Origin of the sequence: Embleya sp. NPDC020886 (assembly GCF_044333915.1) — a bacterium.
GTDB lineage: Bacteria > Actinomycetota > Actinomycetes > Streptomycetales > Streptomycetaceae > Embleya.
In genome coordinates this window covers 327830-340485 of sequence record NZ_JBIRRX010000007.1, presented here as the reverse complement: position 1 = coordinate 340485, position 12656 = coordinate 327830, and the positions used below count along the sequence as shown (strand labels likewise).

Below are 12656 nucleotides of genomic sequence, written 5' to 3'. Positions count from 1 at the left end.
CCGCGTCCAGCCGCGCCCGCACCTGCTTCCATCGCGAGGGCGCGAACTGCATCGCCCGAGGCACCAACACCACGTCGAGCCGCCGCCCTTCCCCGAAGGCCCCGGCCGGCGGGGGATTGCCCCGCATCGGCAGGGGGATCAACGATCGGGGCGAACGGGCCGCCGACAACCACAGCCCGCCGATCACCGCAGCTGCCTCCCGGTCCGGATACGCCCCCAGGTACGCGTCGAGATCCAGTACCACCCCGCGCGCCAACCCGCGCGCGGGGCGCACGACTCGTATCTCCTCCCCGCGCACCCGGGCCCGCGACACCATCACCGGAATCTTCACGCCGCACCCCTACCGCATCCCCCGCCACGCCCGCATCCACGATTCGCCGCATCCCGGGCAATGCCGCACGTCCGGAGGGTCGTTCGATCCGTCCGATGGGTGCGGTAGCGTGCCGGTTGGGTGCGTAACGTGATGGATGTAGGACTATCGGTTATTTTGATCATCGGTTTTTGCTAGGGTCGATCCCGAGGCGAGTGTGCCCCCGCGATGGGGCCGCGCCGCGATTCGCGCGTTCGCCGGATGCGGACCACCTGACGACACGGATCACACGACACCCGACTTTCCACGGCCCCCTCCGGGGGTCCGCGCCCGCACGTGTGAGGGCGGTTCGACGGTGCCCGCAGCCGGGCACCCGGGCCTGGGCCGGGGTGTGCGGCACACGAACCGATGTGCGGGGTACGGCGATTCGGCATGCCCGACGGGTACGGGTCGCCTCGGCTGACGAGAGGTCAGGGCCGTTGATGCAAACGTTGTTCAGGGGATGGGGGCGGGTCGCCGGGTTGTTCCCGGGGCCCGGTGATCTGGTGGCGGTGCGTCGTGCACCGGGGCGCGATCTGTTGGCGGGCCTCACCGTCGCGGTGGTCGCCCTGCCACTGGCACTGGCGTTCGGGGTGGCGTCGGGGGTCGGGGCGCAGGCCGGGCTGGTGACGGCGGTGGTCGCGGGGGCGTTGGCGGCCGTGTTCGGCGGATCCAACCTCCAGGTGTCCGGACCGACCGGGGCGATGACCGTGGTACTGGTTCCGGTCGTGCAACGGCACGGCACCGAGGGGGTGTTGATGGTCGGCCTGCTGGCCGGCGTGCTGCTGGTCGCGGTCGCGGTACTGCGCCTGGGCCGGGCCGCGAAGTATCTGCCGTTACCCGTCGTCGAGGGCTTCACCGCGGGCATCGCCGTGGTGATCGCCCTGCAACAGGTACCGGCCGCGTTGGGCGCGGCGGGCGAGGGCGAGAAGGTGTGGCAGGTCGCCGCACACGCCACCGTGCGCTTCCTCGAACATCCCGACGCCGACGCGCCGGCGATGGCCCTGGGCGTCGCGGCGCTGCTCCTGGTCGGCGCCCGTTGGCGGCCGGGCGTACCCTTCTCGCTGCTCGCGGTGGCCGCCGCGACCCTCCTGGCCGAGGCACTGCCCACCCTCGACGTGGCCCGCATCGGCGCACTGCCCAACGGCCTCCCCGCCCCGTCCCTGGCCTTCTTCGACGCGTCGATGCTGGTCGTGCTGCTGCCGTCGGCCCTGGCCGTGGCCGCCCTGGCCGGCCTCGAATCGCTGCTCTGCGCAAGCGTGGCCGACGGCATGACCACCGGCCAACGGCACGACCCCGATCGCGAACTCTTCGGCCAGGGCCTCGCCAACCTGGCCACCCCCCTGTTCGGCGGCGTCCCGGCCACGGCGGCCATCGCCCGCACCGCCGTCAACGTCCGCGCCGGCGCCTCCTCGCGGCTCGCCGCGCTCACCCACGCCCTGGTGCTCGCGGTGATCGTCTTCAGCGCGGCCGGCCTGGTCTCCCACATCCCGCTGCCCGCCCTCGCCGGCGTACTGCTGGCCACGTGCGTGCGGATGGTCCAGGTGTCCACGCTGACCGCACTCGCCCGCTCCACCCGCGCCGACGCCGCCGTACTCGCGGTCACCTTCGTGGTGACCGTCGCGGTGGACCTGGTCACCGCCGTGGTGATCGGCATCGGCCTCGCCGTGGTCCTGGCCCTGCGCCAGGTGACCCGCTCGGCCCGCCTGGAACCGATCCCGCTACCGACCGACGAAACCGAAACCGAACCCGAGACCGGTGCCGAGACCGCAGCCGAGACCGCAGCCGAGACCGAGACCACACCCGCCGCCCCGCACCCGCACCGCCGCATCGCCGTGTTCCGCCTCGACGGACCCCTGTTCTTCCCCGCCGCCCACCGCCTGGTCACCCGGTTGTCCGAGGTACAGGGCGTCCAGGTGGTGATCCTGCGGATGTCCCGGGTGACCGCGATCGACGCGACCGGCGCCGGCGTCCTGGGCGAGGCGATCACCGACCTGGAGGCACGCGGCGTCACCGTGCTGCTCTCCGGCGTCCAGCCGGACCACGATCAGGTCCTGGACGCGCTGCGGATCGCCGAACACCTGCGCCGGGACCACCTGGTCTTCCCCGACACCCGCGGCGCGATCGGCCACGCCCGCGAACTCGTCCGGGCCGACCGCCCGAAACCGGCGGCGCACTGACGGCGCGCGACTGCCGCCGGAGCCCGCCGCTACTCGCCCAGGTAGTGGAACGCGAGCCAGAACACGCCGCCGATGATGTGCGTGACGAACAGGAAGAAGCAGAGCCAGATCAGGATGCCCTTCTCGGTCTGCTTCTGCGTCTCCCGAGGCCGCCGCGCCGGCGCCGAGGGGGCGGCGGGCGGGGCGGGCTCCGGGGTGGGTTCGGTCATCACGTTTCCTCGGGTCAAGGCGGCGTACGAAGTCGGCACGGAGCACCCGACCGGAGTGCACGACCGGGCTGCCCCGCCACGGTAACCGCTGTGCCCGAGCCACCCGCCCGCGACCACCCGCCGCCCGGGCGCACCGCCCCGCTCCCTCGGCCGGCTCCCCCGCCGCCCCGCCGCCCCGCCGCTCAGCCCTGCCGCTCCGCCAGCACGTCGAGCAGCCGACCGATGCGATTGCTGATGATCATGTCCACCTTCATGTCCAGCAACCGGCGCATCACCCGCGGCGAGTCCACCGTCCAGGCGCTCACCCCGTACCCGTGCGCGTGGCAGCGGGCGACCGAGGCCGCGTCGTACGCCCGCCAGCGCAGGTTGATGTACTCCGGCCGCAGGTCGCGCAACACCGCCGGCTCCGGCACCCGGGCGAACGAGTCGCCGCTGAGCCCGATGTGCGCGTCCGCCGCGTGCTCGCGCACCCGACCCATCGCCACCGGCCCGCCGACGTAAAGGATCTGTTCGTTCACCCCGTGCCGGGCCACCGCCTCGACCGCGGGCTCGGCCAGTTCGATCTCGCCGAAGTCGACCATCAACCCGCCCTTGGTGCCCTTGATCAGCTCCAACGCCTCGTCGAAGCTGGGCACTCGATACTTCCCGCGCCGGCCGATCTCGCGCACCTGAGCCAGGGTCAGTTCGCGTACGTGCGCGTTGCGCCACCACAACCGACGCAGCGTCGCGTCGTGCAGCAGCACCAGATGCCCGTCCCGGGTGACCTCCAGGTCGATCTCGACCAGATCCGCGCCCCGGTTCAGTGCGCTGGCCAACGACGGCAGGGTGTTCTCCCGAAAGCGCCGGGGGTCGCCTCGGTGGGCCACGGCCAGGGTCACGACAAGCCTCTCGATCGGGGACCGGCGGGCACACCGTACACGTCGGTCGGCCGACCCGACCTCATCGCGCGGACGGGCCGTCCGACGGGCCGAATCCGTGCAGCAGGGTGTCCACGATCCGGGTCGCGAGCACGTCCGCGTCCTGGCCCCGGTCGTCCTGCGCGGCCTCGTGGATCAGCGCGTAGTAGACGCGTCGGGTCCAGTCCAGGTCCACGTCCGGGCGCAGCAGTCCGACCTCGCGCGCCCGTCGGAAGAGCCGATCGCAACGATCGAGCACGTCGGTGTGCACGTGCGCCACCTCGGGGTCGTCGGTGCGCAGCGCGTTCATCGCGAAGCCCCACGCGATCTTCACCCGCAGCACGTTCGCGGTCACCTGGTACAGCGCGACCGCGGGCGGCGTGTTGTCCGGGCGGGCCGCGGTCACCGCGTCGTGGAACTGCCGCGTGGCCCACCCGGTCATCGCCACGATCAACGCCTCGCGGGTCGCGAAGCGACGGTGCACCGTCGTCCTGGCCACGCCGGCGGCCTCCGCGATCTGCTCCATCGTGGCCGCCGGGTTGGCACTGAGCACCCGTTCGGCCGCCTCCAGGATCGCCCGCACGGTGCGCTCGGCGTCCGCTCGCAGCGGTCGCGGCCGGTCACTGGTCCCGCCTGCCTTGGAAGTCACCCCCGAACTGTACGCCAGAGTCGCCGTTCAACCTCTACTTGCAACATCGATGACGCATCTTCTAGGTTAATGGCGTCACCGAAGAGCCATTTAGCGCATGCGGCACCCGTGGTTCGTCACACCCAAGCCTGCGATCCCTATATCCCGAATATCCCGAAAATCCTGTACCAGAGGGAGCCCTCATGGACCTGCGCCTCAACGACAAGACCGCCCTGGTGACCGGTGCGAGCCGAGGCATCGGCCTGGCGATCGTGACCACTCTTCGCGACGAGGGTGTGCGGGTCCTGGCCGCCGCCCGCACCATCACCCCGGAGCTGGCCGCGACCGGCGCCCACACCATGGCGGTGGACCTGGCCCGTGCGGACGGACCGATCCGACTCGCCGAACGCGCCGCGGCCGAGTTCGGCCGGCTCGACGTCCTGGTCAACAACGTCGGCGGCGGGGACGCGGCCGACAACGATCAGACCGGCGGCTTCCTGAGCTTCACCGACGAGCAATGGCTGGCCTCGTTCGAACTGAACCTCCTGGCCGCCGTGCGCACCACCCGCGCCACCCTGCCCGCACTGATCGAGGCGCGCGGCGCGATCGTGAACATCTCCTCGCTCGGCGCCCGGGCGCCGCACCACGGCCCGGTGCCGTACACGAGCACCAAAGCCGCGCTGACCGCGTTCGGCAAGGCCCTCGCCGAGGAGTTCGGCCCGCAGGGCGTCCGGGTCAACACGGTCTCCCCCGGCGCGGTGCGCACCGCGATGTGGGAGGCGCCGGACGGCTACGGCGCCCAACTGGCCGCGTCCATGGGCCTGTCCCACGAACAGTTGCTCGCCGCTCTCCCCGGCGCGACCGGCGTGCTCACCGGCCGCTTCGTCGAACCCGCCGAGGTGGCGAGCACCGTCGCCTACCTGGTCTCCCCGCTCGCCGGCAGCGTGACCGGCACCGACCACCTCGTGGACGGCGGCGCCCACAAGGCCGCCTGAACCGAACCAGCCCCCGGGCGCGACCGGGCCGCCCCGAGGAAGGCCCCGTCGCGCCCCGGATCGGCGGCGCCGGCGCACCGCGACCTCACCCCACCCGCGGTCGCACCCCCAGCGCCGGCAACACCGTCTCGCCGACCCGATACGCCTCCTCCAACAGCGGATTGCCGGACAGGATGAACGTGTCCACGCCCAGCGCCTCGAACTCCTGGAGGCGCTCGATCACCTGCGCCGTACTGCCCACCACCGCCGTGCCCGGCCCGGGCCGGAACAGCCCCATCCCGGGCCACAGGTTCGGGTAGACCTCCAACTCCCGTGCCCGGGCCGGCACCCGGCCCCCGTGCTGGCGGAACTGCCGCTCCCACCCGACCCCGTCCGCGTCCGCCGCCTGCCCCAATTGCCGGGCGTAGGTCGCATGGCTGGTCACCTCCAGCAGCCGATCGGCCGCCGCCCACGCCTCGTTCTCGCTCTCCCGCACGATCAGGTGCAGCCGCAGACCGACCCGCAGCTCCCGTCCGTGCGCGGCGGCGCGTTCGCGCACCCGCTCCAGCTTCTCCTTGAGCAGATGCGGCGGTTCACCCCAGGTCAGATAGACGTCGACCTGCTCGGCGGCCATCTCGATACCGGCCGGCGACGAGCCGCCGAACCACAGCGGAACGTGCCCGCCGTCGCGCCGCAACTCGCGAAGCCCCGCGCCGGCCTGCCGCAGGTCGTAGAACCTGCCCTTGTGGTCGAACACCTCGCCGGAGGTGAGCCGCTTGACGATCGACCAGTATTCGGCGCTCAGTTCGTACCGCTCGTCGTGGTCCAGATGCAGTCCGTACTCACGAAGGCCCTCGGTCGAACCGTTGACCACGTTGAAGCGCAACCGCCCCGCACCGAACAACGCCTCGAAGCTCAGCGCCATCTTCGCCAGCAACGTCGGCGCGATCAGCCCCGGATGCACCGCGAGCAGCGGCCGGAACGTCGGCGCGGCGGCGGCCAGCACGCTGCCCAGCGACCACACGTCGTACAAGTCGGTCGCCAGCAGTGCACCGCTGAAGCCCAACCGGTCCACCGCGCCGCCGAGTTGCTGGAGATAGGCCAGATCGACCGGACGCCGCCCGGCGGGCTCCCACGGATACGGCCCCTCGCGCGGGATCACGTACCACAACACCTCGGCGCTCATCGGGCACCGCCGTGCGCCGGTGCGAGCACCTCGGCGACCCGGGCCGCCGGACCGGCGGCCTGCGCGGCGGCCACGGTGATCGTCCGGTCGATGAAGCCGTTGGCCGCGAAGATGTCCGCCGCCTCCTGCTGCTCGGCGATGAACGAGGCGGGCACCGGCTCCAGTTGCCACGGCAGCGCGGCCAGCGCCTCGGCCCAGTCCGCCCGTGTCCCCGGCAGTTCGGCCGCGTGCAGTTCGGCCGCCTCGTCGAGGTGCGTCGCCGCCCACTCGTCGGCCCGGCGCAGCGCGGCCACCACGATCGAGAGCAACTCGGTGCGTTCCTCGGCGAACGCCCGGCTCGCGAAGAACACCGAGCGGTCGGTGATCACCTCGCCGACGCGGTGCAACACCCGCAGCCCGGGCTCGCGCCGCGCCGCGACCAACTCCGGCCCCTGCGCGACCCAGCCGGCGATCTCCCCGGCGCGCAGCCGCGCGGCCTGGTCCCGGCCGGCCTCCGGGCGCACCGGGGTGATGTCGTCCCGGTAGGACAGTCCGACGTCGTTCAGCGCCTTGGCCACGAAGTGGGTCTGCCACGAGCCGATGCTCAGCACGACCGTGCCGTCCTTGAGGTCCGCCGGGGCCCGGACCGGACCCTCGTCGGCGACCAACAGCGCGCCGTGCTCGGGTCGGGGTGCGGACACCGCGACGTAGACGAGATCGTGGCCCTGCGCCTGGCCGACGATCGGCGGCGTGGAGCCGGTCCCGCCGAAGTCGATGGTGCCGTCGCCGAGCAGTTCGCCGACTCGGGTGCCCTCCACGGGCACCCAGGTCACACTTTCGCCCAGCGGCTCCAGGGCACGTTCCAGGATGCCCAGGCGGGCGAGCAGGTACAGCGACGGGTTGCTGCCGTGGACACCGATGGTGACGGTCATTCAGATCACTCCGGTCGAAGACGGGGAGGAGGACAGGGACAGGGAGGCGGCCATGGGCACGGCGGCGGCAGGGGCGGGAGCGGGAGCGGTGTGCACCCCGAGATCGGCGAGCAGTCGTCGCCGCAGCGCCGCGAACGCCGGATCGGTGGGGTCGCGCGGCCGATCGACGGCGACCACCTCGTCGGTGACCAGGTGTCCGTCGCGCAACACCGCGACCCGGTCGGCCAGCCGGATCGCCTCCTCGACGTCGTGCGTGACCAACAGCACGGCGGGCCGGTGTACCCGGCACAACTCGCCGACCAGGTCCTGCATGCGCATCCGGGTCAGCGCGTCCAGTGCCGCGAACGGTTCGTCCAGGAGCAGCAGTTCCGGCTCGCGAACCAACGCCCGCGCGAGGGCGACGCGCTGTGCCTCGCCACCGGACAGGGTCGCCGGCCAGGCTTGGGCATGCCCTTCCAGGCCGACCTCGGTCAGCGCGCGCAGCCCGGTGTCCCGGGTCGCCCGACCCCCCGGCAGGCCGACCACCACGTTGCCCAACACCCGCTTGGAGGGCACCAGACGCGGTTCCTGGAAGACGATGGTGCGGGCCTCGGGGACCAGGACGGTGCCGCCGTCGCTGCGATCGAGCGCGCCCAGGATGCGCAGCAGCGTGGTCTTGCCGGTACCACTGGCCCCGAGCAGCGCGACGAACTCGCCGCGCGCGATGTCCAGATCGACGCCGTCCAGCACGGCGCGGGGGCCGAACTCCCGGCGCAGGCCCCGGATGTGTACCGCGATCTCGGCGCTCATCGGCCCGCTCCGTGACCCTGGCCGCGCCACGGCATCAGCACCCGTTCGAGGATGCGTACGATCATGTCCGCGAACAGTCCCAGGATCGCGTAGACCAGGATGCAGACGGTGAGGATGTCGGTGCGCGAGAAGCTCTGCGCCTGGCTCATCAGATAGCCGATCCCCGCCGTGGAGTTGATCTCCTCGGCCGCGATCAGCGCGATCACGCTCAGCGTCATGGACAGCCGCAACCCGGACAGCAGTGCGGGCAGTGCTCCGGGCAGGACCACCTCACGCACCAGGGCGATCCGGCCGACGCCGAAGCTGCGCATCGCCTCGACCAGCTTGCGATCCACGTTGCGCACCCCGCCGGAGGCGGAGACGTACATCGGGAACGCGGTGGCCACCGCGATCAGGATCACCCGGGCCGATTCGCCGATGCCGAACCACACCATGAACAGCGGGACCAAGGCCAGGAAGGGCACCGTGCGCAGCAACTGCACCGAGGAGTCGAGGAGTTCCTCGCCGAGTCGGGAGAAGCCGGTGAGCACGCCCAGGGCCAGCCCGATGGTCAGCCCGAAGACCAGGCCCAGGCCGGCGCGGCCCAGCGACACGCGGAGTGCGTCCGGGAGTTGGCCGTTGTCCCACATCTCGCGCGCGGCGCGCAGCACGTCGGCGGGCGAGCCGAGCAGGTCGGGGCTGAGCGCGCCGCTGTGCGAGGCCCAGGCCCAGCCGCCGATCAGCGCGAGCGGACCGATGGTGCGCAGCGCGGGGCTGAGGAAACGCGGCCGCGGGCGCGGCAGTCGCGGGCGCGGGGTCACCAGGCCGGGATACTCGCGCGTGCGGGCTTCGGCGACCTGTGTGGGCGCGGTCATCCGGTCGCTCCGGCGAGGGTGGCCACGTCCAGCAGGTGCGGCTTGACGTCGACCAGGCTCGGGGTGACCTTCTGGTCCAGGAAGAACTTGGCGACCTTGCCGAAGCGCTCCACGTCGGCGGGCCGGATCGGCTCGACCGTCGCGCCCTGCCTGGTGAAGTCGGCCTGGACGCGCTTGGGTTCGGCGCCGTACGCGGTGGGCCCGGAGTCGGTGAAGACGTTGATGTACGCGGCCGGGTCGGCGATCTCCTTGGTGCCGGCCTCGTGCAGGTAGGCGTAGAAGGCCTTGATCACCTCGGGGTGCTTGTCCGCGAACGCGTTGCGCACCGCCCAGACCGAGTAGTTGTCCGAGCCGAGCGCGCGGCCGTCGGCGAGGAAGCGGGCGTTGCCGGAGGCCAGCGCGGGCACCGAGTAGGTGGCCCAGGTGGCCCACGCGTCGACCTGACCGGCGGCGAACACCGGTGCGGTCTGGTCGGCCCGCAGGTAGACCCGCTCGACCTTGTCCGCCGGGATGCCCGCCTGTTCGAGCGCGGCCAGCAGCAGGTATTCGCTGGTCCCACCCTGCGAGCAGGCCACCTTCTTGCCGACCAGGTCCCGGATCGAGTCGATCTTCGAGTCGCTCTTCACCAGGATGCCCTCGCCCGCGAGGTCGGGGGCGGTGGCGCCGAACAGCTTGAAGCTCGGCTTTTGTCCGAGCGCGGCGACGGCGGAGGTGATCGAGCCGAGCGCGACGTCGAGTTGGCCGGCGTTGATGGCCTGTGCGGCCGGTGCGAACGGGCCCGCGCTGCCGGTCCACGAGACCTTGGCGCCGACCTTGGCCAACGCCGCGTCCAGCGATCCGTCCTTCTTGCCGAGCGCGAGTACACCGTTGTTGCCGGGGTCGGGAATCCGCAGCGTCACCCCCGCCTTGGCGTCGCCGCCGGTGGACGCCTTGGCGTCCTTCGACGAGGAGCCGCAGCCGGTCAGCCCGATCAGCGTCGCGGTCGCGAGCGCGACGGCGGACAGCAGACGGGTGCGACGAGGGGACCGGCTACTCATGGGATGCCTCCAGCGTGGATATGCGGAACGGTTCGGGGTCGAGCGACGATGCGGATGTGGTTGCCCGGCCGAGCGCCCCGGCCGAGTCGGGGTTACGCGGGGACGATCGGGTCGGTGTGCGGCGTGCGTCGGCGAGTTCGCGGGCCAGCCGCAGCGGCTCGGGGGCCGCCCACGCGTGCACGTCCACCGGCGCGGCCAGGAAGCCCTGCGCGTGCAGGAAGCGTTCCTGCCGGGCGAGCAGGTCCAGCCGTTCCGGCGACAGGTCGATCCGCAGCGTGTCCGGGCCGAGTTCGCGGTACGCGCCGGCCACCCCGAGCGCGCCCGCGCCGGTCTCGGCGCCCAGGATCCGGGCCACCTCGGCGGGATGCCCGGGGGCCCAGTCGGCGGCCTCGACCAACACCGCGAGGAACCGGGTGACCAACTCCGGGTGGTGGTCCAACAGATCCTGGTGCACCGTGATCGGCCGGGGCGTGCCGTTGTTGATCCGGGCCGCGGGGTCGATCGCCGCGTCCAGGTCGATCGCCACCACCGCGCCGTGCCGCGCGGCGGCCTCGACCGCGAGCGCGCCCTTGACGTAGACGGCGTCCACCTCACCGCGGCCGAGCGCGGCCAACTCGGCTTCCCACTGCCCGATTCCGGCCGCCGCGGGCACCTCGACCGGGTGCGCGTCGGCCAGGCTCGCACCGGCGAGCGAGAGCGCTCCCGCGAAGCCGTGCAGGGCCATCGCCCGCCAGAAGTCGATCGCGATGTCGTGCCGGGGAACAGCCAGCCGCACACCGCGCAACTGCTCGGGGGCGGCGATGCCGCTGTCCGCCCGGACCAGGATCGCCTGGCTCTCCTCGATCCAGGTCAGCCCGACCAGCCGGGTCGCCTCGCCCCGCGAACGCGCCCACAGCGCGGGCACGTTGCCGCCCTCGCGGAAGAGTCCGGGCAGCGCGTGCGTGTAGTGGTGGTCGGCGGCCACCTCGGCCGGGACGTCCTGGAGCGAACGCACGGTGATGCCCTCGGCCGCGAACTCGGCGTCGAGCAGGCCCAGATCGGCCGCGATGCCGGTGGCGGTGGGGACGGGACAGCGGGTGAACCACAGTTCGTCGGGACGGGCGCCGGTCACGGCGGTCATGGCGATACTTCCGTTCGCGTTCGTAGCGGCGGCGAGGGGGTCCGCGGCCCGGCTGGGCACGGCGCGGATCGACCCGGGACCGAACCGGTCCGGGCAGGGGGCAACGGATCATGCGAGGTGACGACCTACGCTGCGCGGACGCCGCGACAAGCAGGTGCGCAGGCACAGGCGCAGACGACGGCGCCGATGCCGACGCCGACGGTTCGGTCAGCGGCGATCAGCGGCGATCAGCGGCGATCGCATCGATCGTCGGGCGCGGGGGTACGCAGCTTCGGTGCGGCGGTGGTTCAGCGACAGCCGGCGCTGGCGACGCGCGCGAGGTCGATGTGCCGGCGGCTGGTGAGCAGCGCGCGGGCGGTGGAGAGCGGCGCGGTGTACAACGCGTCTGCGGACACCGGGGCCTCCCTCTCGATTTCGTCGATCACCGGCGCGGTCGAGCGCCGGCGCACCGAATGGTGCATCGGCTGGATCCTGGCACGATCCACACCGTACGATCAAACCTTCCCACGATGTGGGATGTCCGGATGCGCTCCGACGCGATCCGTGGCACACAGTCGTCCATCGGCTTGCCGTATGGTGAAAACCTGCTGTCGAACGGCGAGTTGGGGGATGTCGGTGGACACGCCGGACACGATGCACCCGGAAGAAGACGCGCCGAACGTCGCGGACCCGCCGGCCGCGCACGCGCCGCGCGCGACCGCCGCACCGTCCGGGGCGCAGGCCGTACAACGGGCGCTGGGCATCCTGCACTGTTTCCGGGCCACCGGCACCGATCTGAGCGCCTCGGACATCGCCCGTCGGCTGAGCCTGTCGGTGTCCACCGCCCATCGCCTGGCCCGCACCCTGGTCGGCGCGGGCTTCCTCGATCAGGACGACCGCACCAGCCGCTACCGACTGGGCCCGGTGGTCGCCGAGCTGGGCCTGCTGGCCTACCACCAACGCGGCCTGCACCACGCGGCACCCGAGTTGGAGCAGTTGTCCCGGCGTACCTCGGCGACCTCCGACCTGGCCATCCGCAGCGGCCGGCATGCGCTGGTCCTGGTCGGCAGTTCGGTACAACCCGGCACGGGGCTCGGGCTGCGCCGCCCACTGCACTCGACCGCATTGGGCAAGGTGCTGCTGGCCTGGGCGGATCCGGCGGACGGCGGGCTGGAGCCGCTGTTGCCGCTCGCCCCGCAGACCGCGCGCACCGTGGTGGATCCGGTCGCGCTACAGGCCCAGTTGCAGGCCGCCCGGGCGATCGGCTACGCGCTCAACGACGGCGAATCGGTGCCGGGAGTGCGCACCCTGGCGGTGCCGATCCTGAACCGGGCCGGCCACGCGCACGCCGCCCTGGCCGTGCGGTCCACGCCCGCCGTGATGACCGACGAGCGCATCCCGTGGTTCCGCGATCGGGCCCAGGCGTGCGCCGACGCCCTGGAGGTACTGCTGCTGCCGCCGCATCGCCGTCGGCTGCGCGAGTCGGGGCTGCCCACGGAATAGGGCGGGACCCGACGCGAAAAGGGGTCCGCCCCACACCTTCG

Annotated in this window: 13 protein-coding genes; 3 read left to right on the top strand and 10 right to left on the bottom strand. The window is 72.5% G+C overall.

Annotated elements, in window-relative coordinates; translation table 11 throughout:
• The first annotated feature begins 792 nt into the window (after positions 1-792).
• Positions 793-2529 carry a SulP family inorganic anion transporter gene (locus tag ACH4U8_RS25615; protein WP_395780420.1) on the top strand — a complete coding sequence of 579 codons (1737 nt, stop codon included), beginning with the start codon at positions 793-795 and terminating at the stop codon, positions 2527-2529.
• 29 nt (positions 2530-2558) lie between these two features.
• Here the strand turns inward: ACH4U8_RS25615 and ACH4U8_RS25610 are convergent, their stop codons facing one another.
• The 3 genes from ACH4U8_RS25610 to ACH4U8_RS25600 all read right to left on the bottom strand — a co-directional run bounded on the left by ACH4U8_RS25610 (position 2559) and on the right by ACH4U8_RS25600 (position 4283).
• Positions 2559-2738: a hypothetical protein gene (locus tag ACH4U8_RS25610; RefSeq protein WP_360313237.1), complete on the bottom strand. Its 180-nt coding sequence runs from the start codon at positions 2736-2738 to the stop codon at positions 2559-2561.
• A gap of 182 nt (positions 2739-2920) precedes the next feature.
• Positions 2921-3616: a glycerophosphodiester phosphodiesterase gene (locus ACH4U8_RS25605; protein ID WP_395780418.1), complete on the bottom strand. Its 696-nt coding sequence runs from the start codon at positions 3614-3616 to the stop codon at positions 2921-2923.
• Positions 3617-3677: 61 nt separating this feature from the next.
• A complete protein-coding gene (locus tag ACH4U8_RS25600; protein ID WP_395780416.1) occupies positions 3678-4283 on the bottom strand; it encodes a TetR/AcrR family transcriptional regulator in 606 nt (201 codons plus the stop codon).
• 182 nt (positions 4284-4465) lie between these two features.
• Between ACH4U8_RS25600 and ACH4U8_RS25595 the strand changes: the two genes are divergently transcribed.
• Positions 4466-5257, top strand: a complete 792-nt coding sequence (locus tag ACH4U8_RS25595) for an SDR family oxidoreductase (RefSeq protein WP_395780415.1) — start codon at positions 4466-4468, stop codon at positions 5255-5257.
• A gap of 85 nt (positions 5258-5342) precedes the next feature.
• Here ACH4U8_RS25595 and ACH4U8_RS25590 read toward each other — a convergent pair whose 3' ends face one another.
• The 7 genes from ACH4U8_RS25590 to ACH4U8_RS25560 all read right to left on the bottom strand — a co-directional run bounded on the left by ACH4U8_RS25590 (position 5343) and on the right by ACH4U8_RS25560 (position 11594).
• The gene (locus ACH4U8_RS25590) at positions 5343-6422 is read right to left on the bottom strand and encodes an LLM class flavin-dependent oxidoreductase (protein ID WP_360313245.1); all 1080 of its coding nucleotides are present in this window, start codon (positions 6420-6422) and stop codon (positions 5343-5345) included.
• Positions 6419-7333 carry an ABC transporter substrate-binding protein gene (locus ACH4U8_RS25585; protein ID WP_395780413.1) on the bottom strand — a complete coding sequence of 305 codons (915 nt, stop codon included), beginning with the start codon at positions 7331-7333 and terminating at the stop codon, positions 6419-6421. Before ACH4U8_RS25585 ends, ACH4U8_RS25590 begins: the two co-directional genes overlap by 4 nt.
• Positions 7334-8122: an ABC transporter ATP-binding protein gene (locus tag ACH4U8_RS25580; protein ID WP_395780411.1), complete on the bottom strand. Its 789-nt coding sequence runs from the start codon at positions 8120-8122 to the stop codon at positions 7334-7336.
• Positions 8119-8976, bottom strand: coding sequence for an ABC transporter permease (locus ACH4U8_RS25575; RefSeq protein WP_395780410.1), 858 nt, complete (start codon positions 8974-8976; stop codon positions 8119-8121). Before ACH4U8_RS25575 ends, ACH4U8_RS25580 begins: the two co-directional genes overlap by 4 nt.
• Positions 8973-10013: an ABC transporter substrate-binding protein gene (locus tag ACH4U8_RS25570; protein ID WP_379988497.1), complete on the bottom strand. Its 1041-nt coding sequence runs from the start codon at positions 10011-10013 to the stop codon at positions 8973-8975. Before ACH4U8_RS25570 ends, ACH4U8_RS25575 begins: the two co-directional genes overlap by 4 nt.
• The gene (locus tag ACH4U8_RS25565; protein WP_395780408.1) at positions 10006-11133 is read right to left on the bottom strand and encodes an ABC transporter substrate-binding protein; all 1128 of its coding nucleotides are present in this window, start codon (positions 11131-11133) and stop codon (positions 10006-10008) included. The genes ACH4U8_RS25570 and ACH4U8_RS25565 overlap by 8 nt, the downstream gene beginning before the upstream one ends.
• Positions 11134-11420: 287 nt before the next feature.
• A complete protein-coding gene (locus tag ACH4U8_RS25560) occupies positions 11421-11594 on the bottom strand; it encodes a putative leader peptide (RefSeq protein WP_360313257.1) in 174 nt (57 codons plus the stop codon).
• A gap of 172 nt (positions 11595-11766) precedes the next feature.
• Here ACH4U8_RS25560 and ACH4U8_RS25555 point away from each other — a divergent pair, with 172 nt between their 5' ends.
• A complete protein-coding gene (locus ACH4U8_RS25555) occupies positions 11767-12615 on the top strand; it encodes an IclR family transcriptional regulator (RefSeq protein ID WP_379988507.1) in 849 nt (282 codons plus the stop codon).
• Positions 12616-12656 lie beyond the last annotated feature (41 nt).